The organism is Leptotrichia sp. oral taxon 223 (assembly GCF_013394795.1).
GTDB lineage: Bacteria > Fusobacteriota > Fusobacteriia > Fusobacteriales > Leptotrichiaceae > Leptotrichia.
The window spans coordinates 392,524-418,043 of record NZ_JABXYU010000001.1 but is presented as its reverse complement, the minus strand read 5'-3'; the positions used below and the strand labels follow the sequence as shown (position 1 = coordinate 418,043).

At 31.2% G+C, this 25,520-nt stretch carries 26 protein-coding genes; 24 read left to right on the top strand and 2 right to left on the bottom strand.

From position 1 onward, the window contains the following. Window positions 1-118: 118 nt before the first annotated feature. From xseA to HW275_RS01985, 16 genes are all read left to right on the top strand, one after another. Window positions 119-1,459, top strand: coding sequence for an exodeoxyribonuclease VII large subunit (gene xseA, locus HW275_RS02060; protein ID WP_178934716.1), 1,341 nt, complete (start codon window positions 119-121; stop codon window positions 1,457-1,459). Window positions 1,460-1,555: 96 nt separating this feature from the next. Continuing rightward, a complete protein-coding gene (locus HW275_RS02055; protein WP_178934714.1) occupies window positions 1,556-2,872 on the top strand; it encodes an AAA family ATPase in 1,317 nt (438 codons plus the stop codon). 9 nt (window positions 2,873-2,881) lie between these two features. After that, window positions 2,882-3,394: a hypothetical protein gene (locus HW275_RS02050; protein ID WP_026748492.1), complete on the top strand. Its 513-nt coding sequence runs from the start codon at window positions 2,882-2,884 to the stop codon at window positions 3,392-3,394. 2 nt (window positions 3,395-3,396) lie between these two features. Next, window positions 3,397-3,882, top strand: a complete 486-nt coding sequence (locus tag HW275_RS02045; RefSeq protein WP_178934712.1) for a dCMP deaminase family protein — start codon at window positions 3,397-3,399, stop codon at window positions 3,880-3,882. A gap of 128 nt (window positions 3,883-4,010) precedes the next feature. Further along, window positions 4,011-4,682, top strand: coding sequence for a uracil-DNA glycosylase (locus tag HW275_RS02040; protein WP_178934710.1), 672 nt, complete (start codon window positions 4,011-4,013; stop codon window positions 4,680-4,682). A 42-nt stretch (window positions 4,683-4,724) separates the two neighbouring features. After that, a complete protein-coding gene (locus tag HW275_RS02035) occupies window positions 4,725-5,294 on the top strand; it encodes a GNAT family N-acetyltransferase (RefSeq protein ID WP_178934708.1) in 570 nt (189 codons plus the stop codon). 599 nt (window positions 5,295-5,893) lie between these two features. Then, window positions 5,894-7,027, top strand: coding sequence for a PLP-dependent aspartate aminotransferase family protein (locus HW275_RS02030; protein WP_178934706.1), 1,134 nt, complete (start codon window positions 5,894-5,896; stop codon window positions 7,025-7,027). 18 nt (window positions 7,028-7,045) lie between these two features. Then, window positions 7,046-7,729 carry a thermonuclease family protein gene (locus HW275_RS02025; RefSeq protein WP_178934704.1) on the top strand — a complete coding sequence of 228 codons (684 nt, stop codon included), beginning with the start codon at window positions 7,046-7,048 and terminating at the stop codon, window positions 7,727-7,729. A 60-nt stretch (window positions 7,730-7,789) separates the two neighbouring features. After that, entirely contained in the window at window positions 7,790-9,073 is a 1,284-nt protein-coding gene (gene obgE, locus HW275_RS02020) for a GTPase ObgE (protein WP_155282591.1), read from the top strand. A 78-nt stretch (window positions 9,074-9,151) separates the two neighbouring features. Then, complete coding sequence (gene miaA, locus HW275_RS02015) at window positions 9,152-10,069, top strand: tRNA (adenosine(37)-N6)-dimethylallyltransferase MiaA (RefSeq protein WP_178934702.1); 918 nt, start codon at window positions 9,152-9,154, stop codon at window positions 10,067-10,069. A 34-nt stretch (window positions 10,070-10,103) separates the two neighbouring features. Continuing rightward, complete coding sequence (locus tag HW275_RS02010; protein WP_178934700.1) at window positions 10,104-10,559, top strand: PTS sugar transporter subunit IIA; 456 nt, start codon at window positions 10,104-10,106, stop codon at window positions 10,557-10,559. A 210-nt stretch (window positions 10,560-10,769) separates the two neighbouring features. After that, window positions 10,770-11,156 (top strand): adhesion protein FadA, encoded by a 387-nt coding sequence (locus HW275_RS02005; protein ID WP_026748480.1) that lies wholly within the window; start codon window positions 10,770-10,772, stop codon window positions 11,154-11,156. A gap of 56 nt (window positions 11,157-11,212) precedes the next feature. Further along, window positions 11,213-11,566 carry a hypothetical protein gene (locus tag HW275_RS02000; protein ID WP_304181527.1) on the top strand — a complete coding sequence of 118 codons (354 nt, stop codon included), beginning with the start codon at window positions 11,213-11,215 and terminating at the stop codon, window positions 11,564-11,566. A 77-nt stretch (window positions 11,567-11,643) separates the two neighbouring features. Next, window positions 11,644-12,135 carry a hypothetical protein gene (locus HW275_RS01995; RefSeq protein WP_178934696.1) on the top strand — a complete coding sequence of 164 codons (492 nt, stop codon included), beginning with the start codon at window positions 11,644-11,646 and terminating at the stop codon, window positions 12,133-12,135. Between the two features lie 53 nt (window positions 12,136-12,188). Beyond that, window positions 12,189-12,392 (top strand): hypothetical protein, encoded by a 204-nt coding sequence (locus HW275_RS01990; RefSeq protein ID WP_178934694.1) that lies wholly within the window; start codon window positions 12,189-12,191, stop codon window positions 12,390-12,392. Beyond that, window positions 12,359-12,889: an OmpA family protein gene (locus HW275_RS01985; protein WP_178934692.1), complete on the top strand. Its 531-nt coding sequence runs from the start codon at window positions 12,359-12,361 to the stop codon at window positions 12,887-12,889. The genes HW275_RS01990 and HW275_RS01985 overlap by 34 nt, the downstream gene beginning before the upstream one ends. 119 nt (window positions 12,890-13,008) lie before the next feature. On the opposite strand, the gene HW275_RS01980 is transcribed toward HW275_RS01985, so the two are convergent. Together HW275_RS01980 and HW275_RS01975 are read right to left on the bottom strand one after the other, a co-directional pair. Next, window positions 13,009-14,271: a sensor histidine kinase KdpD gene (locus HW275_RS01980; protein WP_255459984.1), complete on the bottom strand. Its 1,263-nt coding sequence runs from the start codon at window positions 14,269-14,271 to the stop codon at window positions 13,009-13,011. A gap of 130 nt (window positions 14,272-14,401) precedes the next feature. Next, window positions 14,402-15,106: a response regulator transcription factor gene (locus HW275_RS01975; RefSeq protein WP_178934688.1), complete on the bottom strand. Its 705-nt coding sequence runs from the start codon at window positions 15,104-15,106 to the stop codon at window positions 14,402-14,404. 206 nt (window positions 15,107-15,312) lie between these two features. On the opposite strand from HW275_RS01975, the gene HW275_RS01970 reads away from it, so the two are divergent. The 8 genes from HW275_RS01970 (at window position 15,313) to HW275_RS01935 (ending at window position 24,868) form a co-directional block, all read left to right on the top strand. After that, window positions 15,313-15,657: a hypothetical protein gene (locus HW275_RS01970; protein WP_068155290.1), complete on the top strand. Its 345-nt coding sequence runs from the start codon at window positions 15,313-15,315 to the stop codon at window positions 15,655-15,657. A 1,143-nt stretch (window positions 15,658-16,800) separates the two neighbouring features. Continuing rightward, entirely contained in the window at window positions 16,801-19,491 is a 2,691-nt protein-coding gene (locus tag HW275_RS01965; RefSeq protein ID WP_178934686.1) for a calcium-translocating P-type ATPase, PMCA-type, read from the top strand. A gap of 93 nt (window positions 19,492-19,584) precedes the next feature. Next, on the top strand, window positions 19,585-19,866 hold the full coding sequence (locus HW275_RS01960; RefSeq protein ID WP_178934684.1) for an HU family DNA-binding protein: 282 nt from the start codon (window positions 19,585-19,587) through the stop codon (window positions 19,864-19,866). Window positions 19,867-20,587: 721 nt separating this feature from the next. Continuing rightward, complete coding sequence (locus HW275_RS01955) at window positions 20,588-21,556, top strand: ABC transporter substrate-binding protein (RefSeq protein WP_178934682.1); 969 nt, start codon at window positions 20,588-20,590, stop codon at window positions 21,554-21,556. A gap of 44 nt (window positions 21,557-21,600) precedes the next feature. Then, entirely contained in the window at window positions 21,601-22,578 is a 978-nt protein-coding gene (locus HW275_RS01950) for an ABC transporter substrate-binding protein (RefSeq protein WP_178934680.1), read from the top strand. Between the two features lie 50 nt (window positions 22,579-22,628). After that, window positions 22,629-23,771 carry an ABC transporter permease gene (locus HW275_RS01945; RefSeq protein WP_178934678.1) on the top strand — a complete coding sequence of 381 codons (1,143 nt, stop codon included), beginning with the start codon at window positions 22,629-22,631 and terminating at the stop codon, window positions 23,769-23,771. Next, window positions 23,771-24,556 (top strand): ABC transporter ATP-binding protein, encoded by a 786-nt coding sequence (locus HW275_RS01940; protein WP_178934676.1) that lies wholly within the window; start codon window positions 23,771-23,773, stop codon window positions 24,554-24,556. Before HW275_RS01945 ends, HW275_RS01940 begins: the two co-directional genes overlap by 1 nt. A gap of 123 nt (window positions 24,557-24,679) precedes the next feature. Beyond that, complete coding sequence (locus HW275_RS01935) at window positions 24,680-24,868, top strand: hypothetical protein (RefSeq protein ID WP_178936390.1); 189 nt, start codon at window positions 24,680-24,682, stop codon at window positions 24,866-24,868. The last annotated feature ends 652 nt before the right edge of the window (window positions 24,869-25,520 follow it).

Below are 25,520 nucleotides of genomic sequence, written 5' to 3'. Positions count from 1 at the left end.
TATGAGATTATGATGTTCATACCCTCTAAATTTTTTTATAAAACATTTTCATCAGTTGAGAAATATACTAAAATATGTTATTATTAAAGAACAAAAAATGCAAGAAATGAGGGAAATTATGGAACAGACAGTATTTTCCGTAAGTGAGATAAATAGGGAAGTTAAATTGTTTCTGGAAGGGACAAATACCTTTAAGAATATTTTTATTGAAGGGGAACTTTCTAATATTACGTATTATCGTTCGGGACATTTGTATTTTACGTTAAAAGATGCAAGTGCAAGCGTAAAATGCGCTATTTTTCGTTATAAGTATAGAGGAGTGCCTGAGGACTTGAAGGAAGGGGATTCGGTAAAAATCCGTGGGAGCGTTACGCTTTATGAGGCGAATGGAAGTTATCAGATTGTGGCGGATTTTCTTGAAAAGAGCAATTCTTTAGGGCTGCTTTATGAAAAAATGGAAATGCTTAAAAAAATGTATTTTGAAAAGGGATATTTTTCTGATAAAATAAAAAAACAGTTACCTAAATTACCGATAAATATTGGAGTTGTAACGGCTGATACAGGAGCTGCGATAAGAGATATTATAAACACGACGCATAAAAGATTTCCAAATGTGAATATTTACCTTTATCCTGCAAAAGTTCAGGGAGAAGGGGCTGCACAGGAAGTTTCAGCAGGGATTGAGTTTTTTAATAGAATGAATGAAGAAAAACAGCTTAAAATAGATACGCTTGTTGTTGGACGTGGCGGAGGAAGTATTGAGGATTTGTGGGCATTTAATGAGGAAGCTGTGATAGAAGCCATTTATAAATCGGAAATTCCTGTAATTTCAGCGGTAGGACATGAAATTGACAATCTTCTTTCAGATTTAGTCGCTGATAAACGGGCGGCTACACCAACTCAGGCGGCAGAAATCCTGATTCCTGAAAAAGAAAAATTGACAGATGAACTGGAAAGTAAAAGGAATCTTTTGAGTAAATTACTTTTAAACAGGGTTGCAATGATGAAAAAAGAGCTGGAATACAGAAAAAATAACTACTATATAAAGAATTTTGCAAATATTCTGGACAATAAAAAATTTGACTTGATGGAAAAGGAACAGAAATTATCAAGAGAACTTAGAAGAATTGTACAAAAGTCAAGGGAACAGCTGGATTACCGAAAACAGAGATTTGATAGAATTAATTTACAAAAAATAATTTTAAGTGAAAAAGAAAATTTAAAGAAAAAATCAGCTGAATTAAATCAGATAATGCTGGAATTTTTTGAGAATCGAAAAAATGAACTGAAATACAAAAAAGCGCAGCTATCTAAATATTCTGTAAGTGATATTTTAAAACAAGGGTATACGATAACTCGAAAAAATGGGAAAATTGTCAAGAGAGGGATTGAACTTAGCAGGGAAGATAAGCTGGAAATACAATTTTTAGATATTAAGAAGAAAGTGGTTGTTAAGTAACTGATTATTAAAAAATATCAGATAAAGGTATTGATTTCTTTACTTTTTTATACTAAAATATACAAAATGTATATTTTGTAAAAGGAGAGGTTTAAGATGGATTTTTATCTTTTAGAATTTAAATTAAATGGAATAAAAAATATTGAAAAAAAAATTGCAATTAGTTTTTATAAGCAGGATATTCGGAAGTTTAACAGGGAAAATTATAATGTTAAGGGAATTTTTGGAAGAAATGGAATTGGGAAGACTGCTATTATAAAGGGAATTGAAATTTTGAGAAATATTGTATTAGACAGTGACTATTTGATTTTAAAAAGTAGTTTGTTAAATGAAATAATAAATAAGAAGCTGAAAGAGTGTTATTTGTCTTCTGAATTTTTGATTATTGATAAAAATAATAAAAAACATATTTTTGAACATTCAATAAATTTAAAAATAAAAAATGGGAAAATTATTATTACAAAGGAAATAATAAATAAAAAAAAGCTAGATAGAAAAGAGATATTAAAAACATTAATTATAGAAAATGGAAAGATAAACAAAGAGAAGTCAAATTATTTTAAAAATTTAGATGAAATAGAAAAGTTATCAATGAATTTACTGGATAGAAAAAGTATAATAAAACTGATTATTGATAATGCTGAAAAGAACATTGAAAAAGAGGGAACAAATGAACTAAAATCTGAAAAATTTGAATTTATATATTTATATGTATTGTATTTAAAAATTAATGTATTTACTCATTTGGAAGACAGTCATTATAAAATGGTTTATATCAATTTTGAAAATCAAAATTGGCTTGATAAAATATATGTTGATTATGTAAATCAAGAAGCTAAAAAGAGAAATATCTTATTTAGAACAAAAGAAGAAATTGAAAATTTGAATAAAAGTCTAGAAAGAAAAGAAAGATTTTTAAAATTATTTAATCCTGAACTAAATAAAATAGAGTTTGAAAAGAAAGATTTTGATGAAAATTATTATGAAATTGAATATGTTTTCAACTACAAGGATTATAAGATAAATTTTGAATATGAAAGTATGGGAATGAAATCACTGTTTAGATTATTTGATGTTTTGGATACGATTAATAATGGTGGAATTGTATTTGTTGATGAAATAGATATGAGTATTCATGATTTATATTTGAATAGGTTAATTGAGTTTTTTGCTGAAAATGGGAAAGGACAGTTTACGTTTACGGCTCATAATACAAGTATTTTGGATACTTTAAAAAAATATAAAAATTCGATAGATTTTATAACTGAATATCAGGAAATAAAGCCTTGGATAAAAAATGGAAATTATTCTCCAAGAAAGCAGTATTTGGAGGGGATGTTACCAAATATGCCATATAATATTGAATATTATGATTTTTTTGAAATATTTGATACATCTGAAGAGGAGGGTTAAGGGGGAATTATGAAACTGTGGCTATTTTTGGTTGAGGGAAATTCAGATAAAATATATGTTGATAAAATTGTCAAGTATTATGTGGAATCTGAAAAATTGAAGAAAGAAATTAAATTAGAGTGGATTATTCTTGATGGGAAATATAATTATAATAAAAAAGAAAAACAGATTAAACAGAAAATAAATAAATTTAAAAATCAAAATAGAAACTCTGATTATGAAATCATTTATGTGATTGATTTGGATAAATTTAAAAGAGAAGAGAAAGATAGAATATTTTTAGAAGATATAAAGAAATTTATTCAAAAAAATAAATATAAATTGATAAAGAATAATGAAAATATTGAAATGATTTTGAAAATTGATAATAAATCTAAGAATAAAAAGGAAAAGGTTAAAATTGCTGAAAAATTTATAATGAAAGAATCAATTGAAAAATATTTAAGGATTGAAGAACCTGAAAATGTAAGTATTGGAAGTAATATTTTTAAAATATTGGATATTTTAGAAAGCGAGGTATAAAAATGTCTAAAAGAGAAAATTATTTATCGTGGGATGAATATTTTATGGGAATTGCATTTTTGTCTGGAATGAGAAGCAAGGATCCGTCTACACAGGTCGGAGCATGTATCATAGATGAAGATAAGAAAATAATAGGAATCGGATATAACGGATTTCCGATGGGAAGTTCGGATGACAGTATGCCTTGGGGTAAAGAAGGGGAGTTTTTGGAAACGAAATATCCTTATGTTGTGCATGCTGAGCTGAATGCTATTCTTAATAGTATAAAATCGCTCAAAAATTGTATTATTTATGTGACACATTTTCCTTGCAATGAGTGTGCGAAGGCGATTGTCCAGTCGGGAATAAAAAAAGTGATATACTTTTCTGATAAGCATAAGTCGCTTGATTCAACAAAGGCTTCGAGAAGGATTTTTGAAAATGCACAGGTGGAAATGGTTCATCTTGAAATTGGGAAAGAAAGGATAAACATACAGTTTAAAGATTAGATGCGGCTGTAATTGCTTCAATTGTACTTAATAAAAATGAACAGTGAAAGATTTTATAATTCTTTTGTAAGTTAAAAAGGTTTTGAGTACAAAATAAAATAATTTTTAAGGAAAGGAATAATTGGAAAATGGTTAATATCGGAAATGACTGGGATGAAATTTTTGAGAAAGAAAAGGAATTTGAAAAAGACTATTACTTAAATTTAAGAAAATTTTTAGTAAAAGAATATAAAACAAAAACGATTTATCCAGATAAATATGAAATTTTTTCTGCGTTTAAGCTGACAAGCTATAAGGACTGCAAAGTTGTAATTCTAGGGCAGGATCCATATCATGGCGAAAATCAGGCACATGGACTGGCATTTTCTGTAAAGCGGGGAGTTGCCTTGCCACCTTCCTTAAAGAATATTTATAAGGAAATTGAAAATGAATTTGGCTATAAAATGAGTAAAAATGGGTTTCTTGAAAGCTGGGCAAAACAGGGAGTGCTACTTTTAAATACAGCACTTACCGTGGTTGCTGGAAATGCCAACTCACATTCAAAAATAGGCTGGGAAATTTTTACAGATAATGTGATAAAATATTTGAATAATCGTGAAGAACCAATAATTTTTATACTTTGGGGAAATAATGCCAAAAGCAAGAAAGCCTTTATCGATACAAACAAGCACTACATTTTGGAAAGTGTTCATCCAAGCCCGTTGTCTGCAAGCCGTGGATTTTTTGGATGTGGGCATTTTAAGAAAGCTAATGACATTTTGAAAGAGCTGGGGAAAGAGGAAATTGACTGGCAGATATAAATTTGATAAAAGAAATTTTAATTGCAGAAGGGAGGAACCTTTGTGAATTTTAGAAAATCGACTTACGATGATGTGGATAAAATTTTAGAAATTATTGAAAAAGCAAAAGTTGAATTGAAGAAGTTAGGGCTGGATCAATGGCAAAAAGGCTATCCCAATAGAGAAGTCGTTGAAAACGATATAAAAAATGAGTTTAGTTATGTTTTGGAAGAAATTGCTGAAAAGGACAATAAATCTGAAAATCAGATTTTTAAAAAAATTATCGGAACGATTGTTTTGTCGCCTGAAAAGGAAGAATCATATTCTAAAATCGAAGGAAAATGGATAACAAACGATGATTATATCGTAATCCACAGGCTGGCAGTCGATTCTGAAATAAAAAATAAGGGAATTGCAACAAAAATATTGGAATTTTCGGAAAAAGAGTGCATAAAAAATAAAATACTCAGTATAAAAACAGACACACATGAAAATAATGAACCAATGAAAAAATTCCTTGAAAAAAATGGATTCAGTTATTGCGGCGTGATTTATTTGGATAAGGAGCCTGATGTTGGTGAAAAGAGAATTGCCTATGAGAAAATAATAAAAATACCACATAAATTATTATAAAAAATTTATAGATTTATTTGATAATTTATTTTAAAAATTTCTCTTTGAACACTTTAATTAAGATTTTATTTTGGAACATTTTAATTAATAATTGTTTTTTTCTTTAGTTTTATGCTTTTTCTTTTTTTTAAAGCAAGGGAAATCAATCGCCATTTCCCTTTATTTCGCAATAACAGTTATTTTAACATATTTAAATAATGACATATTAAAGAGAATAGCGAAAGTGCTACGCACTATCCCTGACTCGTCTAAGCATTTTTTTGAAATATTCCCAAATAAAATTTGGGAAAGTAGTCTGAACTTTATTATTTAGATAAACCTGAATTACTACGAAAACGAAACTCGCTAACACTCACTTTCGCAAATAAAGATTAGAACAACTCTCTAAAATATATTTGCTATGAAGGTTCTGGCGAAAGAAACACATAAATGTGTTTAGTCGTTTTCATTCCAAAAAAATCACGACATTTTGAATTTAATTATTGTAGTATAGTTTGAATAAAATAGATATGTAAAATAAAAAATAAATGTTTGGAATTAGAATATTGAAATATAAGTTGTTAAAAATAAAAAGAGAAAAAAAGGAGTGTGAGATTGTTATGAGATTTGAAACAAAAACGATACATGGGATAAGAAAAGAAAAAAAGAAGGAATTATGGGGAACGAATGTTAATTTTGCCTCAACTTTTCCTGTTGCAGAATTTGGAGTGACGCAGGAATTTGAATATTCAAGAGTTTCGGCACCTACGAGAAGTGAACTGGAAGAAATACTTGCGGCATTGGAAAATGGAAAGTATGGATACGCCTTTTCATCGGGAATGGCAACTATAACATCTGTATTTACAATGTTTTCGGCTGGAGATCATGTTATTTTGGGACAGGATATTTATGGCGGAACTTATAGGATTGTTCACGATATTTATTCAAAATTTGGAGTAGAATATACTTTCGTTGATACAACGGACTTGGATAATATCCGAAATGCGATTAAGGAAAATACAAAGGCCATTTTTATCGAAACTCCGTCAAATCCATTGCTTGATGTTACAGATATTAGAGGAGTCGTAGAAATTGCAAAACAGCATAACCTGATAACAATTGCAGACAACACTTTTATGACGCCATACTTGCAAAAACCGCTTGATTTTGGAATTGACATTGTAGTTCACAGTGCAACTAAGTTTTTGTCTGGGCACCATGATCTGCTGGCTGGGGTTGCGATTACAAATGATGATGGACTTGCGGAAAAAATTAAATTTTCACAGGTTGCGGCTGGAGCTTTAATTTCTCCATTTGACAGCTGGCTTTTGATGAGAAGTCTTAAAACATTGAAACTTAGAGTGGAAGCGGCACAAAAGAATACTGAAAAACTGATAGAATTTTTTCAAAGCCATGATGCAGTTGATAAAATTTACTATCCGACTTTGGATACAAATAAAGGTAAAAAAATTCATGAAAGTCAGGCAGCAGGCGGAGGATCAGTATTTTCATTCACTTTAAAGGACGATTCAAAAGTAAAAACGTTTTTTGAAAGCCTGAATGTGGCATTGTTTGCGGCAAGTCTTGGTGGAGCAGAAACACTGGTAACTCATCCGAGTACGATAACTCATGCAGAAATGCCCGAAGAAGAAAAGGAAGCGAGAGGAGTTACAAATTCATTAATAAGAATTGCGGTTGGATTTGAAAATACTGATGATTTGATTGAAGATTTTAAACAGGCGTTGGAAAAATAAAAAGTAAAGGGAAAATAGATGACAGCGAGAAGAAAAAGAACTAAAAGACGTTCAAAAAATGGAAACAAAAAACTAATTGCCGCAATAATTACAGTGTTATTGGCAATATTTGGATTTGCATACAATGGAGCAAATTCAAACTCGAGCAAGAAAAGATCAGCAACAAGCCATTCCAAGAAAAATACGGCTACAAGAAGTAAAAAAAATAACTCTTCAAATGCTAAAACTGTGCAGAATCCAGCTATTCTGAAAGGTTATCAGGCTATAAAAGTCAGCGATGGCGATACTATGAATGTTCAGAAAGTGGAAAATGGAAAGTTTGCTGGAGAAGTTATAAAAATCAGGATGTTTGGAATTGATGCTCCTGAAAAGACGCAGGATTATGGTAATGAAAGCAAGCAGGCGCTGGAAAAGATGGTAAGTGGAAAGGTGCTTGAAATTGAGGAGAAAAACAGGGATAGATACGGCAGAACGGTGGCTGTAGTCTATGCTGACGGGAAAAATATAAATGAGGAAATGGTAAAAACTGGAAATGCGTGGTGGTATCAGGAATACGATAAAAATGATGCTAGAATGCAGGCCTATCAGGAAAATGCCAAAAAGAATAGACTTGGGCTGTTTGGAAAAAGAGGGTATGTGGAGCCATGGAATTACAGAAGGGAGAAAAAGGCGGCGGCAACAAGCAGAACAAAAAGTAAATAACGGGTTTAAGTAATTTTATAAGCGAATAAAAAAAGAAGTATAAAAGAAAAGGATGATGAAATGTTTATAGATGAAAGTGTGATTACGGTAATTTCTGGAAATGGAGGAGATGGAGCGGCTACATTCAGACGTGAAAAATTTGTGCAGTTTGGAGGGCCTGACGGCGGAGATGGCGGAAAAGGCGGAGATATTGTCTTTATTGCTGATCCAAATATTAACACGCTTGTGGATTTTAAGAGCAGTAAAAAATTTAAGGCACAGGATGGTACAAAAGGCTCTGCCGCACGTTCTACTGGAAAATCAGGAGAAGACTTGATTATAAAAGTTCCAGTTGGAACGATGATCAGGGATTTTGAAACAAATAAGCTGCTGCTTGATCTGGACAATCCAAATGAAAAAGTAATATTTTTGAAAGGTGGAGATGGCGGACGTGGAAATATTCATTTTAAGTCATCAGTGAAAAAAGCTCCAAGAATAGCAGAAAGTGGGCGTGAAGGAACAGAATTAAAAATAAAGATGGAATTAAAGCTGCTTGCTGATGTGGCTCTTGTAGGTTATCCAAGCGTCGGAAAATCAAGTTTCATTAACAAGGTGTCGGCTGCCAGATCAAAAGTTGCAAGTTACCATTTTACAACATTAAAGCCTAAATTGGGAGTTGTCAGAATGGGAGATGAGGAAAGTTTTGTAGTGGCTGATGTGCCAGGACTTATTGAAGGGGCTCACGAGGGAGTGGGACTTGGAGATAGATTTTTAAAGCATATTGAAAGATGTAAACTGATTATTCACATTGTGGATATTTCAGGGCTGGATGGACGTGATCCTAAGGAAGATTTTGTAAAAATAAATCACGAATTAAAAAATTATAGTGAAAAATTGGCAACTAAGCCTCAAATTGTTGTGGCTAACAAGATTGATATGCTGTATGAAGATGAAAAATATGATGAATTTGAAAAATTTGTGAAGGAAAACGGAGCAGAATACGTGTATCCAGTTTCCGTAATCGCAAATGATGGATTAAAGCCGGTCCTATCAAAGGCGTGGGAGTTAGTTCAGGAAATACCTAGGGAAGAGCTGGAAGAAGTTCATTCTGTGGAAGAACTGATTCAGGAAAATAATAGGAAAGATGACTGGATTGTCAAGAAAACAGCGGATAATGTATTTGAAGTGGATGGACGGATTGTGGATGATGTGCTTAAGAAATATGTATTTATCGGAGAAGAGGGAATAATAAATTTCCTTCAGAAGATGAGAAGCCTTGGAATGGAAACAGAGCTTGAAAATGCAGGTGTTGAAGAAGGGGATATTATAATTATTGCTGGATATGAATTTGAATATGTGATTTAGTAATAAATTTTTATAAAAATATTTGCAAAAAAAGAAAAATGTGGTTTACTTATAATAGGGAGGATAAAAAATTAGAAAATGCAAAAAAAATTAAAAGGGATTGTCATTGCAGGCGCAACAGGAGTAGGAAAAACGGATTTGTCAATAAAACTTGCAAAGCGGCTAAATGCAGTGATTATATCGGCGGATGTATCTCAGGTTTATAAGGAACTGGATATTGGAACAGCAAAGGTAACTCATGAGGAAATGCAGGGAATACCACATTATATGATGGATCTTGTAAACCCTGACGAAGATTATTCTGTGGGAGACTTTGAAAAGGCTGTAAACAATATTTTGAATAGAAATTGTGAAAAAAAGGAGAAAAATGTCATTATCGCAGGTGGAACAGGACTTTATATAAAATCAATTACAGATGGATTTGCAAAATTGCCTTCAAAGGATGAAGAAATCAGGGCTGAGCTGGAAAGTAAAAGTATTGAAAAATTACAGGAAATTTTAAAAAGCCTGGATAAAAAGTCCTATGATGAAATTGATTTATCCAATAAATTACGGTTAGTCAGGGCTATTGAAGTCTGTCTTTTGACTGGCGGAAAGTTTAGCGAATTGCGTGTTCAAAATGTCAAGAATAATAATTATGAATTTCTTAAAATATTTCTTACACGGGATAGAAAGGAACTTTATGAGCGGATTAACAAGCGTGTGGACATTATGATTTCAAAAGGGCTTGTCGAAGAAGCAAAAAAAGTATATAATAAGTATAAGAAAAGCCTTTTCAAAATATCTTCAATAGGCTACAAGGAATTGTTTTCCTGTTTTGATGAAAAAATGATGTTGAAAGAAGCAATTGAAGAAATAAAAAAGGAAAGCAGAAGGTATGCAAAAAGGCAAATGACCTGGTTTAAAAAAGAAAAAAAATATATTACTTATAATTTGTCAGAAATGTCTGAAAATGAAGTAATAGAGGATATTCTCACAAGATGGGAAAAATTTTAGAAAGGAGATTACGGGATTTGTCCTGTATAAAAATATGAAAATACTAGAATATTTAGCGCCTGAAAGGGTAAAATTGAATTTAGAAGGAAAAACGAAGATTGAAATCATTAAAGAAGTGGCACAGTTATTTGTAAAAAGCGGAGTGCTTGATTCAGAAAATCTGGAAGAATTTGTAAGAGAAATAAATGAAAGGGAAAAACTGACACCAACTGGAATGCAGGACGGCATAGCGATTCCTCATGCGAGAACACCTCTTGTAACAAAAATTTCCCTTGCGTTGGGAATTTCGAGTGAAGGTGTAGATTTTGAAAGTATGGATGGAGAACCTTCAAAGTTAATCTTTATGATTGCAGCTCCAGAAGAAACAAAAAAAGAACATTTAGATTTATTGGCTGAAATTTCAAAATTATCTTATGAAGAAGAATTGGTTGAACAAATTGAAAATGTTAAATCAGCAGAAGAAATTTTTGAAAAATTAAAAAATATTTAAAAACAATATTATGGAAGAAAGCTGTATTTACTGATTTTATTTAGGCTTAGAATATAAAAAAAGAAAATTTTTGTATTTTATTTGAAAAATTAATTGTATTTTTTTATATAATTTGGTATAATAATAAATAAGTGATGATAGGTAAGTGATTTAATAGTGATTTCATATTCATTTATTGTTATGGAATTAAATAATTAGGAGGAAAATCGAATGAAAAAGACAATATTCTTTTTAGTTGGAATAATGATGGTTTCGTCAATAGGTTTCTCTGCTGAAAAAAAGAGCTTAGAAAGCAGCTTAAATTCAATTGAAAACCAATTCAATGAATTAATGAGAAAAGAAGAAGCGCAAAAAGAAAGCTATAGACAACAAAAAGCACAATTGGAAGCTGAAGTTGAAGATTTAAAATCTAAACAAGCTGACAGAGAAAAATTATTAGAAAAATTAAGAGTGGATTCAGAAGTTAGATGGCACAGAGATAAATATAAAAAAATACTGAATAATTCCGAAACTCTTTATAAAAACATAAACAAATCTATTGCAGCAAAAGAACAAAAAATTGCAGAATTGGATACATTATTATCAGTAATGAATTAATTGAAAGGAATGGTAATTAAGAGATGAAAGCAAAAAAATTATTATTGTGTGGAATAGTGGCAGTATTATCTGTGCCTATGATGGCAGCTTCTCCACAAGAAATATTAAGACAAGCTAGAGATGATTACTACAAAAGTTTAAAAACACCTAAAGAACCAAAAATGACAACTGAAAAATTAGTTACAATTGATGACGATGGTGTTGTAGAAGAAAAAGAAGTAGTTAAAAGAAAATCTCCAATTGAAAAATTAGAATACAACGCAGCTAAAGCAGCAGATAGAGTAGACTTCTATGAAAGAGTAGTAAGAAGTGTACAAAGAGAAGAAAAAGAATTAGGAGAATTTGACAGCGTTCTTGGAAGAGATGGCGTTAAAAATGCTCCAAAAAAATATAGAAGAACAACTAAATAAAGTTTAAAGAATTAAAAATTTAGTTATTTTGAAGGACAATATTTTTTATAAATATTATATTCAAGAAAGGAAAATCAATGAAAAAAATATTAGGATTAGTAGCTGTAATGGTGTTAGCGATGAGTCAAGTATCATTTTCAGCTCCAACAAATACTGATGCCGCTGTGCAAAGATTAGTTAAAGTAGCTAAGCAAAGACAAGCGCAACAAGCTAAACAAGCAGCAAAAGGCGACGTTGTAGAAGAAGTGGTAGTAGTTCCAGTTGAAGAAGTGGCTGAACCTACAGGTGTGAGTCAAGATGCACGTCAAAAAATAGAAGCTGCTAGAGCGCAAGCAAAAGAAAGAGCAGAAAAAGCAAAAGAAGCGGCTCAACAAAGAAAAACAAGAACAAAAGATTTAAGAGCTCAAAGAAAAAATATGTCTGAAAGTAAAATGATGGACGTAGAAATTCAAAGAATTAGAAAAAGAGTAGATCAAATCAACAGCAACATTGAAAAATTCCATAAAACAAACGAAATGTTAGATCAAATGGAACAAAGATTAGATACTATTCAAAATAGAATGAACTAAAAGTTAAAGAGAGAAAAAAATAAAATTGGATGTTTAGAAAGGAAATGAAAAATATGAAAAAGTTAGCATTATTATTCGTAGGATTAGGAGCTTTGTCTTGTACAAACGCAAAATTAGTAGATTATAACACAACTAGATTGAACCATATAGAAGATTATTTAAAAGAAAATAAACCAAATCCAGGTAGCCAAAAATACAGATCGTTAGAAAGAGAGGCTGAAACATGGTTAGACGAACAACAACAACAACAACAATAATAATTGCATTAGGGTTGTTAGTTGCTTCACCATTAATGGCAAGAAGGCTGACAACTACTCAAATGAGAGAGAATACAATTAGAATTAATGCTCTTGAGTTAGAAGAACCAGCTCCAGAACCAATTCCAGAACCAGAACCAGCTCCAGAACCACAAGTTTGGGCATTCGATTCTGGAAGATTAAACTTCGATTTTGATAAATCAGTAGTTAAACCTCAATACTTTGAATTATTGAGAAACGTTAAAGACTATGCTGAACAACATGACTTCAAATTGACAATTATAGGACATACAGACTCTAAAGGTTCTGATGCTTATAACATGGCTTTAGGTATGAGAAGGGCAGTAGCGGTTAGAGATAAACTGATAGAATTTGGATTAGATCCTGCAAGAATCATAGGTGTAGAATCAAGAGGAGAATCTGAACCAATTGCTCCAAATGATACTGCTGAAGGAAGATTTGAAAACAGAAGAATCGAATTCAAAGCTACAAAATAGTAATAATCATTAATTGATAAAAATATTTTTATAAATTGTCTAGTTATTTCTTTATTGAAACAATTAGACAATTTTTTAATTTATTTAATTTTTATTTAAAAAAACTAGATATAACAGTCCTATTTTAATTTTGGAATGTGTAAAATGACTTTAAATCCCCCATATTCACTATGTTTCATCATAATTTTACCATTATGGACATCAATAATCTGTTTTACAATGAGAAGTCCTAAACCGTGCCGCTGTTCTGTCGTATTTTTATCACAAACCATATAATGTGGGGCATTATTGAGTTTTTCCAGCTCTTTATCAGAAACTCCTGTTCCATTATCTTCAACACAAATTATGCAATTTTTTTCATCTTCTTTTACCGAGATATAAATTGTGCATCCATTTTCGTTGTGATTGATGCTATTTTGAATTAAGTTCGCTAGAGCTCGTTTTATCAAATTACTGTCGATATTGGCAAAGCAAGATACAAGTTCATTTTTTGTCTTCCACTCTATCGGAAATTTTTCATCGATATCCATATTCAAAAAATCAACGACAACTTGCCTAACGACTGCTACTAGATTTTCTTTTTTCTGCTCAAAAGGCTGCATATTATATTCTAATTTTGAAGCAAGATTCAAATCATTTATTAAATTTTTTATACGCTCACTTTGTTTCAAAATGACAGAAAGCTTTTTATCCGTTTCATCTGATAAATTTAAAGATGTTTTCAATTGACTTGTATAGCCCATTATCATTGATAGTGGAGTACGAATATCGTGGGAAACTCCTGCAATCCAGTTGGCTCGTGCCGTGTCTTTATTTCGCAATTGTTCCCTTTGATTTTGCAAAATTTCAGAAGTTTTATTTATACTTTTTGCAAGTTCTGATAAAACGCCTTTTTCTTTAACATGTACAGGCGTATCTTTATCCAAATTTTGTATGCCTTTTATTATTGGATTTACAGAACTTAAAAGTTTAGAGTTGGAAATAATGTATATTAAAAATACAAAAATTATGTTTAGACAAAAAAGTATAAGTAAAAATTTTGGAATATTTTTAACAAGTCCGTATTTCCAGTTGGCTACTGGGTATTTCCAATAACTATTTTTAGGATAGCCTAGCACGAGTAAATTATTTTCAACTTTAGAAGTGAAAACAGGATAATTTTTTATGTATGCATGTGAAAATATGGCAATATCAGATATTGAGTATTCTTTTGGAATATCATCAGGTAAATTGTCTGTTTGCCATATAACTTTCTTTGAATCGTTGTCAATCAAGATTGCCCATATATTTTGTTTTTTTAAGTCAGCAGTCATTTCGTCAGGCAAAGTATATTTACCATTTTCAAATTTCAACATACCTGCTACTTTAAACGTATAGTCCATAGGAGGCTCCTTTGATACGTATTTAACAATCCATAATCCGTATAGAAAAATATTTAATAATAGAAGTAGGACAAAACTTAATATTAAGGTTATTATAAAACGACGTATTAGTTTTAGTATGCTTTTCATATCATTTTCCCTCCACAATTAGTTTATAACCCAAACCTTTCATTGTTATTAATGACACAGGATGGGAAGGGTTAATCTCAATTTTTTCTCTAATGCGTCTTATATGTGTCATCAGTGAATTTGTATAAACATAGGCATTTTCGCCCCATACAGCTTCACACAATGTATCAATGGTTACGATACGTCCTGCGTTTCGATAAAGAGTCTGTAATAATTCATATTCCTTTGCAGTTAACGGTATATTTTTATTATCTTTTATAATTTCTCCACGTGAAAAATCAATTTGACAGCCATTTAAATTTACAATTGGACTTTCTTTTTTGTAAGTTCGCCGCAAAATTGCTGTAATTCTAAACAAAAGTTCTTTTGGCAAAAAAGGCTTTACAATATAATCATCCGCCCCCAATCCAAAGCCCTTGAATTTATCCTCATCTTCTCCACGTGCTGTAAGAAATAATATTGGATAATTATTGGTTTTTCTCAACTTTTCCAGTAATTCAAAACCATTCCCATCTGGAAGCATAACATCCAGTATCGCTAAATCAGGCTGTTTTTCTTCAACGCATTTCATAGTTTCTTTCACGCTTTTTGCAGTCTGTATATTTTTATACCCGTAATCAGCTAAAATTGATGTAGTCATATCTAAAATTTCCTGCTCATCATCAACAATTAAAATACATTTATTTGTCAAATATTTTTCAATCATTTCAACTCTCCTTCCGTTGATGCTTAAAATTATATAATTTATTATACCATATAAATTAATTTTAATTTTTTATTTTTCAAAAAAGTAAGGTAAATGTAAAGTAAGGAGAATGTTGTTGTAAGGTTGATGTGGTAATATATGAGTGTAGGAAAGGAAGGGAATATAAAATAAATATAAAAAATTTAATAGATGAGAGGAAGATTATTATGAAAATGGAACTAATAAAAAAATTAAGCGATGATGTTTTTGCAGATAAAAAACAACATTTAATGGCTAGCAGAATAGCATTAATTATGAGCGCAGTACCTATTTTAAGTCAAATTATGTCAATATTTAAGGTAAATTATGTAATAGCACATATGTTTGGTGCAGTAAATGCCTTGTGTATTCTATGTTCTTTCGTGTTATCTGTTTTATGCATAAAAAATCAAAAAAATCGTAATTTTATGAATGTTTGTTCAATAATAATAAGTGGATTTTTTATGCTTGTTGCTGCAGTGTTGATGGTTATAGGTTTAATTTATACTATTGCTTATGTGGTAAAACATTAAAAGAACTGTTATAAAAAAGAAAGATTATAAAAATAGCTCTGTTTTTCAGGGCTGTTTTTTGTTTGTTAATTTTTTCGTTAAAAGTTTTATTTTAATATATTTTATAAGTTATCATACTAAACCCTTTTTGAAAATAGGAATAAATTTTTATAATAGAGTTGTTTGATAATTAATTCATAATCATTCAACTAAATTATTTTTTATTATTTTTTGGACATTTTATTAATAAATATTTTTTCATATTACTATATTTTTTCTTTTTTATTTTCGTAGGATTGCTCATTGCCGCAAATCCTACAACCTATGGCTAGTCTACGACATTTTTCTGCACTGACAAAAAACTCGCTATGCTCAAACAGTTTTGCCAGCACAGAAAAATGCTCCGACGGATTAATTTATACTAGAATCTGTTTAAAAAGTAAAAATTATGTTTTAATCATTTGAAAATATTAAATAAGCAAAATTTCGTTAAAGGAAAAATAACTAAATACGAATGTATTTCTTTCGCCATAATTTTTATAAAACTAAAACTTATTTATGTAAAAATAACTTTTATTTGTGAAAAAGGGCATGGCGTTTGATGCCCTTACGTTACAAAAAAATTGAATAAAAAAGAAAAAACTATTATTAGTCATAATATTTATAAATAAAATTATAAAAATCTTTAAGATGGATACTTAATGATTAAATTTAATTAAAGGATATTTTAATAGTTACATAGGTCATATATAGCATAATCATGTAAAAAAATGACTTTAATTTCATGAATTTTTGATTTCTGCTCTTTAAATGGGGAATAGTATGAATTGATAAAATTGAATAATTTTGTACATATTTATAACTTTTAAGTTCGAGTTTAATTTTACTGAAATTAACAAATTCAAGTTATATAAAAAATATGAAAAAACTTTAGAATTATAGTGAAATAAAATTGATTTTAGTGTATAATATAGGAAAATATTTTTAAAAAATAAGGGAGCTTGATATTGAATGTAGTTAATTTATATAAAATCCTATTTAAAATGGAACAAAAAATACACGACTTATATAATTAATTCTAGTATAATTTTAAAAGTATACTTAAATTTTTTAATTCAAACAAAAAAATAAATAAATAAAATTACAGAAAGAGGTGTAGAAATTATGTGGTTTACAAAATCACAAAATGATGTTTTAAAGGAGCTGAATGTAGATCCCAAAGTTGGATTGACAACTGATGAGGTAAATAATAGGCTTGAAAAATATGGACAGAACAAATTGAAGGGGAAGGCTAAGAAAACGTTACTGCAATTATTCATTGCGCAGCTTCAGGATATGCTGATTTATGTGTTAATTGTGGCGGCTGTGATAAATCTTATTGTGGATATTCATCACGGATGGACAGATGCTCTGATTATAATGGCCGTGGTACTTATAAATGCGGTAGTTGGCGTAGTTCAGGAATCTAAAGCTGAAAAAGCGCTTGAGGCATTGCAGCAGATGACGACTCCTAAAAGTCTAGTTCGTAGAAATGGGGAAGTTATAGAGGTTAATTCGGAAGATCTGGTTCCAGGAGATATTTTAGTAATTGATGCAGGGAGATTTATTCCAGCGGACGTCAGACTCATAGAAACTGCAAATTTACAAATTGAAGAGTCGGCGCTTACAGGAGAGTCGGTGCCAAGCGAGAAAAATGCTGATTTTATTACAAGTGATGAAAAAATTCCCGTTGGAGATAAGGAGAATATGGCATTTATGTCAACTATGGCGACTTATGGACGTGGAGAAGGCGTTGTAGTTGCAACGGGAATGGAAACTGAAATTGGTAAAATTGCGAAAATACTCGATGAAGATGAGAATACATTGACTCCGCTTCAAATAAAGCTGGATGAGCTTGGAAAAACGCTTGGATATATTGCAATGGGAATATGCGCTTTAATATTTGTTGTTGGAATTATTCAGAAACGTCCAGTTCTTGAGATGTTCATGACTTCCATAAGTCTGGCTGTTGCTGCGATTCCTGAAGGGCTTGTGGCAATTGTTGCGATTGTGCTTGCAATGGGTGTCAATAAGATGTCAAAGAAAAATGCGATTGTAAGAAAACTGCCTGCGGTAGAAACATTGGGGGCAGTAAATATAATTTGTTCAGACAAGACGGGAACATTGACGCAAAATAAAATGACAGTTGTAAAAACTTATACGCTTAATAATTTACGTGAAGTGCCGTCAAAAGGCAGAGATTTTGTAGCGAATAGGGATGAAGCTGAATTAATCCGTTCATTCGTACTTTGCTCGGATGCATCTATTGACAGCGGGCAGGATATTGGAGATCCGACAGAAGTTGCGTTGGTTGTATTAGGAGATAGATTTAATCTTGAAAAAAATACTTTGAATGCGAAGTACAAAAGAGTTGGTGAAAATCCATTTGATTCAGACAGAAAATTGATGTCAACCTTGAATGAAGAAGGAGATGGCAAGTATAGAGTCCATACAAAAGGTGCTATTGACAATATTCTGGTAAGAGCGGACAAAATTTTGTTAGATGGAAAAATCGTCGTATTGACAGAAGAAATGAAGGAAAAAATATTAAAAGCTGCGACAGAAATGTCAGATGATGCCCTTCGTGTGCTTGGAGTGGCATTTAAAGATGTAGATACTGTGATTGATCCTGAAGAGATGGAAAAAGAGCTGATTGTAGTGGGAATTGTCGGGATGATTGATCCGCCAAGAACGGAAGTTAAAGATTCGATAACGGAGGCGAAAAATGCTGGAATTACTCCGATTATGATTACAGGGGATCATAAAAATACAGCAGTTGCCATTGCAAAAGAACTGGGAATTGCAGAAAATATAAGCCAAAGCTTGACTGGTGCTGAAATTGACGAGCTTTCAGACAAGGAATTTTCCGAAAATATTGGTAAATATAAAGTTTTTGCAAGAGTTTCGCCTGAGCATAAAGTAAAAATTGTAAGAGCGTTTAAACAAAAAGGCAACATTGTTTCAATGACAGGGGATGGGGTAAATGACGCACCATCGCTTAAATTTGCTGATATTGGTGTCGCTATGGGAATTACAGGAACTGATGTTTCCAAAGGTGCTAGTGACATGATTTTGACTGATGACAACTTTACTACGATTGTCCATGCTATTGAAGAAGGAAGAAATATTTACAACAACATCAAAAAAACAATAATTTTCTTACTTTCGTGCAACTTGGGAGAAATAATCTGTATTTTCTTGTCAACACTGTTAAACTGGGACTTGCCGCTAGTTGCAACACAACTGTTATGGGTAAATCTGGTTACTGATACTTTACCAGCGCTAGCGCTTGGAATCGATCCGGGAGATAAGGATGTAATGAAACGTTTGCCAAGAAACCCTAAAGAAAGTTTCTTTTCTGAAAGTGCGGGAATACGGGCAGTGATAGGAGGAACATTAATCGGGTTGCTGACGCTGATGGCATTTTATATCGGGATTAGTGAAGCTGGAATGATTGGAAATTTAGGACAACTGGAAGCAATGGCAAAAGCTGGGAATGAAGCTGCAGGACATGCCTTGACACAAGGCAGAACAATGGCATTTATAGTGCTTACAGTATCACAGTTATTCTATTCGTTAACAATGAGAAATAGCCAGAAAACAATATTTGAAATTGGAATTTTCAAAAATAGATATTTGATTTATTCGATTGTAATTGGAATTGTATTGCAGATAGGGTTAACTTCATTTGCGCCAATTGCTCAAATATTTAAAGTAACAAGCATTTCATTTGGAAATTGGGATGTAGTATTGATATTTGCATTAATACCGTTTGCTGTAAATGAGGTTATAAAATTGGTTTCAAGAAGAAAATAAAAATTCAGTTTAATTTTCAAGAAGTCTTGACAAATGCTGAAAATGTGGTAACATATAGTAAATAATTCGTTAAAAAAGTTTGGAGGAGATGCAATGTCAAAAAAAGAATTTGTAGACGCTTATGCAAAAGCGACTGGAGAAACTAAAAAAAGAGCAGAAGAATTAGTAAATGCTTTTTTAGGAACAGCAGAAGAATTTTTAGTAAAAGGTGAAAGTATCCAATTCGTAGGCTGGGGAACTTTTGAAGTAAAAGAAAGAGCGGCTAGAGAAGGGAGAAATCCATCAACTGGAGAGCCGATTAAAATAGATGCTAAAAAAGTAGTAAAATTCAAAGTTGGAAAAAAATTGGCTGATAGAGTTGCTGATGCTAAATAATAAAATATTTTATTTTTAATAAATTAAAGCTATCTTGAAGATTATTTATTTTTTCAAGATAGTTTTTTTGTGTCATTTTATTTTGATTTATAGTTATTTTTTCTTATTTTAATTATATTAATCTAATTTTTACAGGGATATTATACTAAACTCCATTTAAATAACGAAATTATTATAAACTTTTTTAACATAGGATAAAAATTCAACATTTCAAAATAATTAAAATATGATTTTTAGTCTCAATAAACCGACGGAGCTTTTATTTGTTCAACTACGACTGTTTGACGACTGAAAGGAGGAGTTTCGGAGTTGGGCAAATAAAAGTCGTAGTCTAGCCATAGGTTGTAGGATTTGCGGTAATGAGCAATCCTACGAAAATAAAAAAAGAAAAAATATAGTGATTAGTTTAATAATTATAAATTAGCTAACAAATAACCCTGTTATAAAAATTTATTTCTATTTTCAAAAAGGGTTTAGTATAAAATGTTTGTAGATAAAGTTTAATGAAAGCCAAAAATAAATCAAAAAAATTATTAAAAGGAAATAATAATATTGCTTTAAAGAGAAAAAAATGTTATTATTTTATAGTAGGACAAAATATTATCTAAAATTAGTTGAAAGGGTAATGTTTTATTAACTCAAAACTTTGAAGCGGATTTTAAAAAAGTGTTTTGGATGTTTTGAGAAATTTGTAGGATAGTAGGAAAGAGAGGAAAAATTGATGAAAAAATTATTGATTTTAATTAGTGCGTTGACACTTATGGTTTTAAGCTGTGGTAATTCTGGCGGTGAGAATAAAGGTAGCAGTGGAGCTGGGACAGGCTCTAAGAAGTATAGAATTGGAATTACACAGATTGCGTCACATCCGGCGCTTGACAGTGCAAGGGAAGGATTTAAGGCGGCTTTTAAGGAAGCGGGAATTGAAGCTGATTTTGATGAGAAAAATGCAAACGGGGAAACGGCTAATGCAAATTTGATTGCCAATAACTTTGTCAGCTCAAAGGAGGACTTGATATTTGCAATTGCGACAAATGCGGCTCAGCCGGCTGCACAGGCTACAAATGACATACCTGTTGTGTTTGCTGCGATTACAGATCCGCAGTCAGCTGGAATTTTGAAGAATAATGTGACTGGTGTAAGTGACAGAATGGATGTAAAACAGCAGTTGGCATTATTGTTAAAACTAGATTCAAAAATAAAGACGGTTGGTGTAATTTATAATTCTTCAGAACAAAATTCAAAGGTTCAAGTGGAAGATCTGAAAAAAGCGGCAAAGGAACTAGGAATAAATATTGTTGAAAAAAGCATTGTTCAGGCAAACGAAATACCTCAGACAGCGGATAACTTGGTAAGGGCAACAGATGCAATTTACTTGCCGACAGATAACCTTGTGGCATCGGTTGTGAGCTTGATTACAGATAAAGCAACAGCGGCTAAAAAAATAGTGTTTGGTGCAGAAGCGGCTCATGTAAAAGGCGGAGCATTAATTACGCAAGGTGTAAGTTATTATGAAATAGGAAATGAAGCTGGTAAAATGGCAATTGAAATTTTGAAAAATGGTAAAAAGCCTAATGAAATTCAATTTAAGACAATGCCCTTAAATGAAATTGTAGTAAACGGAAAAACACTTGCGGCACTTGGAATTTCGTTACCTGAAGATGTAAAAGCCAAAGCGCAGATTGTTCAATAAATTTTGATAAAAAGATTTAGTAAAATAATGGGAAAGGAAGAGAAATGAAAAAAATATTATTAGTAGTTGTAAGTTTATTAATGGTATTGGCTTGTGGAAATCAAAACAGTGATGCTGTCAACGGGAAAAATGGTTCACAGCCAGCTGATAATAAACAGGTTTATAAAATTGGTGTAACGCAGTTCATGGAACATCCATCACTTAACTTGGCAAAAAAAGGATTTGAAGATGCCTTTAAGGAAGCTGGAATAAATGCAGACTTTGATGAAAAGAATGCAAACGGGGAAGTAACAAATGCAAATCTTATTGCTTCAAATTACAAGGCAGATAAAAAAGACTTGGTATTTGGTATTGCTACACCGTCTGCACAGGCGTTGGTAAATAACATTTCAGATATTCCAGTATTATTTTCAGCGGTAACTGATCCTGCGAGCGCAAAACTTCTGAATCCAAATGTGACAGGGACAAGTGATAAAGTGGAAAATATTGCAGGACAACTGGATTTACTTTTGAAAATAAAGCCTGGTGCAAAAAAAATAGGAGTTTTGTATAATCCGTCGGAGCAAAATTCGGCTGTTCAGGTTCAGGAGATTCAAAAGATTGCCAAGGAAAAAAATATAGAAGTTGTGCTGCAAGGGATAAGCAATTTTGGTGAACTGGCACAGGCTACTAAAAATTTATTGGGTGCAACTGACGCACTGTATTTGCCAACAGATAATCTTGTTGTGTCGGGGGCAAACCTTATTACTTCCGAAGCGATTGCAGCTAAAAAGCCTGTAATTGCAAGTGAAAACTCTTCTGTAGAACTGGGAGCATTGTTTACAATGGGATTAGACTACTATGCGCTAGGAAAACGTACTGGAGAAATGGCAATTGAAATTCTTAAAGGGAAACCTGTTTCTCAAATTCCTTTTGAAACTTCAAAACAAATGAAATTGTACGTAAATCAGAAGACGGCGCAGGCATTGGGACTGGATGTAAAAAATCCTGTGTTTAATGGGGCTGAATTTGTAGGAAAATAAATAATAAATTAAATTGGAGAGAACAGAAAAGAAAGAGAGAAAAAAGTTAAATGAATGAATTATTAGTATTTTTACAAAGTCTTCCAGAGGCTTTTAAAACGGGGTTTATATATTCGATAATGGTTATGGGGGTGTATTTGACTTATAAGATACTAGATTTTCCAGATATGTCGGTGGATGGGACATTTCCGCTTGGGGGATTTGTATTTGCGGCATTTGCACTTTCTAAGAACGGCTTTTTTGGAATAACAAGCCCAATTATGGGACTTATTCTGGCAGTAGTATGTGGAATGATTGCAGGATATATTACAGGGGCGCTGCATGTTTATTTAAAAATTAACGGACTGCTTTCAGGAATTCTGGTAATGACAGGGCTTTATAGTATAAATTCCAGAATTGTCGGAATGCCCAATGTGTTTATCTCGCCGGAGAGAAGTATTTATGAAATAATTTCGTATGAAAAGGATTTTGTTCCTTTTATAGTTATGTTTGTTATTTTACTTATTTTAAAAGGGCTTTATGATTATAAAATAAAAGAAAATAGATATATGATTAGAAGTCTTACTGTTTATATAGTTTTTGTAATTGGATTGATAGTTTATGTGGCGAATACAAAAGATGTAAAACTTATGCTTACAATACTTATTGCGTTTGTTATAAAAATGGTTGTTGACTATATCTTGACATCAAAATTTGGATTTGCATTAAGAGCGCTGGGGAACAATGAGCAGCTTGTAGTAAGCCTTGGGGTAAATGAGAAAAGATTAAAAATATTTGGATTAATGATGGCAAATGGGGTTGTGGCATTAGCGGGTGCATTATTTGCACAAAATATTAAAGTTGCAGATTTGCAGTCTGGAGTAGGAACAATCGTCATTGGACTTGCGGCAATTATTTTAGGACTTGGAGTATTGAAAAAATCTCAAGTAATAAATGAAATTTCCATTGTTACAATCGGATCTTTAATGTATTATTTCATAATAAATCTGGCATTGATGTCAAACAGTTGGACAAGAAATATGTACGAAGGGCTTCATTTCAGTGATAACGTTATAAAAATACTGGAAGTTAAGCCGACAGATGTAAAAATTATAACAGCAATAATTTTAGCAGTAATCTTGTGGAATGAACTGATTCAAAAAACAAAAAAAGGCAAGAAAAAAGTAAAATTAATTGAGAAGGGAGAAGCGTGATGATAGAAATAAAAAATTTATACAAAACTTTCTTCTCTGAATTGGGAACTGAGAAACAAGTATTCAAAGGCTTGAATTTTACAATAAATGACGGGGATTTTATAACAATTATTGGAAGTAACGGTGCTGGAAAGTCTACACTTTTGAATGTACTGAACGGACAGATTATTCCAGATGGAGGAAATGTCATCTTAAACGGAAATGATATAACAAACGTGGAACAGCATAAAAGAGCCCGATGGATTTCACAAGTATATCAAAATCCCGCAATGGGAACAGCCCCTTCAATGACTGTGCTGGAAAATCTATCCATGGCAAAAAATAAGGGAAAGCGTTTTAATTTTACATTTGGGCTGGATGTAAAAAACATAGAATTTTATAAAAAACAATTGGCAAGTTTGGGACTTGGACTGGAAAATCAGCTGTTTACACAGGTAGGACTTCTATCTGGTGGACAAAGACAATGTTTGTCGTTAATAATGGCAACTCTGAACCGTCCAGACATATTACTGCTGGATGAACATACAGCTGCGCTTGATCCTCAGACTTCAGCAATAATTTTGGAAAAGACAAAGGAAATTATTGAAAAGAACAATATAACAAGCCTGATGATAACACATAATATGCAAGATGCTATAACTTATGGAAACAGGCTTATTATGCTTCATGCAGGAGAAGTAATTTTTGACATAAAAGGTGAAGAAAAGAAAAAATTGACAGTGGAAAAACTACTTGAAATGTTTAAAACAAAAGATGCGAAGTTATCTGACAAGGATATATTTTAAAAACAAATAATATTTAAGAAAACATAATCTAAAAACTGGATAATAAAAATTGAAAAGTTTTAGGTTATGTTTTTTTATTTATAAGAAAGTTTTGCGTAAAGCAGGGTAGTTCGTAGAACATTTATTTTTAAATTTAAGCATTCTAAGGTGAAAGACAGCAAAAATTTGAAAAGAACAGCAAAAAGTTCTTTGAAGCAGATAAATGTTAAGAATTATGTGGATAGACTGAAATCTGAGGAGTACGAAAACATTATGAAAATTGGGCTGGAGGTTAGGAATAAGGGTATGGAATTTAAGGGAATTTATCTTTGAAATTAATATCATCATTTAAATTGAATTAAATTAGTTTAATATTGAATTAGTAAAAAGGCGATAAGTAAAAATATCAGTAACTTCAAAAATGTGATTTTAACCATATTTTATCATAAAAAAGTAAATTTTAAATAATTTATAACTTAGTTAGAATGTCTTATAAAAAGTGGTGTATTTTTTTTAAAAATTAAAAATATATTTTGTTTAAACTTAGCAAATATTTTTTTAAAATTAAATATATGGTATTTATGTAATTTATCTCACATCAATTAAATCATAATTTAATTTTATAAGTTAAAACAATAATATAAAAAATCAAAAACACGGAAATTAAGGTAAAAAAAGTATTGACAATTTTGGAAAATTTGATAAAATGTAGATGTAGTAATTGTTCGAAATATTTTTATTTCTTTAAACTGTAAATATTTTCGATTTTGGAATTAAATTTTAAATATAATGTTTAAGTAAATTGGGAATATATTTTAAAAGATAAAATTCACTTGAAATCACTAAAAAAAATCACTTTTTATAAATATCTTTTTTAATTTATTTCAATATGCTTAAAAATTATAAAAATGAGCTTAGATGCTTTTTATGATTTATAAATGGCGGTTTGAGCATATTCTTATAAAAATTACAAAAAAAATTTTTG

What these genes read in the sequence shown, in the direction of transcription:
- HW275_RS02010 (WP_178934700.1), top strand. Translation starts at nt 10,104, where the DNA reads ATGAAAATACTAGAATATTTAGCGCCTGAAAGGGTAAAATTGAATTTA.
- HW275_RS02055 (WP_178934714.1), top strand. Translation starts at nt 1,556, where the DNA reads ATGGATTTTTATCTTTTAGAATTTAAATTAAATGGAATAAAAAATATT.
- HW275_RS01985 (WP_178934692.1), top strand. Translation starts at nt 12,359, where the DNA reads ATGGTTAGACGAACAACAACAACAACAACAATAATAATTGCATTAGGG.
- HW275_RS02005 (WP_026748480.1), top strand. Translation starts at nt 10,770, where the DNA reads ATGAAAAAGACAATATTCTTTTTAGTTGGAATAATGATGGTTTCGTCA.
- HW275_RS01970 (WP_068155290.1), top strand. Translation starts at nt 15,313, where the DNA reads ATGAAAATGGAACTAATAAAAAAATTAAGCGATGATGTTTTTGCAGAT.
- HW275_RS01945 (WP_178934678.1), top strand. Translation starts at nt 22,629, where the DNA reads ATGAATGAATTATTAGTATTTTTACAAAGTCTTCCAGAGGCTTTTAAA.
- obgE (WP_155282591.1), top strand. Translation starts at nt 7,790, where the DNA reads ATGTTTATAGATGAAAGTGTGATTACGGTAATTTCTGGAAATGGAGGA.
- HW275_RS01990 (WP_178934694.1), top strand. Translation starts at nt 12,189, where the DNA reads ATGAAAAAGTTAGCATTATTATTCGTAGGATTAGGAGCTTTGTCTTGT.
- HW275_RS01940 (WP_178934676.1), top strand. Translation starts at nt 23,771, where the DNA reads ATGATAGAAATAAAAAATTTATACAAAACTTTCTTCTCTGAATTGGGA.
- HW275_RS01980 (WP_255459984.1), bottom strand. Translation starts at nt 14,271, where the DNA reads ATGGACTATACGTTTAAAGTAGCAGGTATGTTGAAATTTGAAAATGGT.
- HW275_RS01975 (WP_178934688.1), bottom strand. Translation starts at nt 15,106, where the DNA reads ATGATTGAAAAATATTTGACAAATAAATGTATTTTAATTGTTGATGAT.
- HW275_RS02030 (WP_178934706.1), top strand. Translation starts at nt 5,894, where the DNA reads ATGAGATTTGAAACAAAAACGATACATGGGATAAGAAAAGAAAAAAAG.
- HW275_RS01955 (WP_178934682.1), top strand. Translation starts at nt 20,588, where the DNA reads ATGAAAAAATTATTGATTTTAATTAGTGCGTTGACACTTATGGTTTTA.
- HW275_RS01950 (WP_178934680.1), top strand. Translation starts at nt 21,601, where the DNA reads ATGAAAAAAATATTATTAGTAGTTGTAAGTTTATTAATGGTATTGGCT.
- xseA (WP_178934716.1), top strand. Translation starts at nt 119, where the DNA reads ATGGAACAGACAGTATTTTCCGTAAGTGAGATAAATAGGGAAGTTAAA.
- HW275_RS01960 (WP_178934684.1), top strand. Translation starts at nt 19,585, where the DNA reads ATGTCAAAAAAAGAATTTGTAGACGCTTATGCAAAAGCGACTGGAGAA.
- HW275_RS02025 (WP_178934704.1), top strand. Translation starts at nt 7,046, where the DNA reads ATGACAGCGAGAAGAAAAAGAACTAAAAGACGTTCAAAAAATGGAAAC.
- HW275_RS01995 (WP_178934696.1), top strand. Translation starts at nt 11,644, where the DNA reads ATGAAAAAAATATTAGGATTAGTAGCTGTAATGGTGTTAGCGATGAGT.
- HW275_RS02045 (WP_178934712.1), top strand. Translation starts at nt 3,397, where the DNA reads ATGTCTAAAAGAGAAAATTATTTATCGTGGGATGAATATTTTATGGGA.
- HW275_RS02040 (WP_178934710.1), top strand. Translation starts at nt 4,011, where the DNA reads ATGGTTAATATCGGAAATGACTGGGATGAAATTTTTGAGAAAGAAAAG.
- HW275_RS02050 (WP_026748492.1), top strand. Translation starts at nt 2,882, where the DNA reads ATGAAACTGTGGCTATTTTTGGTTGAGGGAAATTCAGATAAAATATAT.
- miaA (WP_178934702.1), top strand. Translation starts at nt 9,152, where the DNA reads ATGCAAAAAAAATTAAAAGGGATTGTCATTGCAGGCGCAACAGGAGTA.
- HW275_RS01965 (WP_178934686.1), top strand. Translation starts at nt 16,801, where the DNA reads ATGTGGTTTACAAAATCACAAAATGATGTTTTAAAGGAGCTGAATGTA.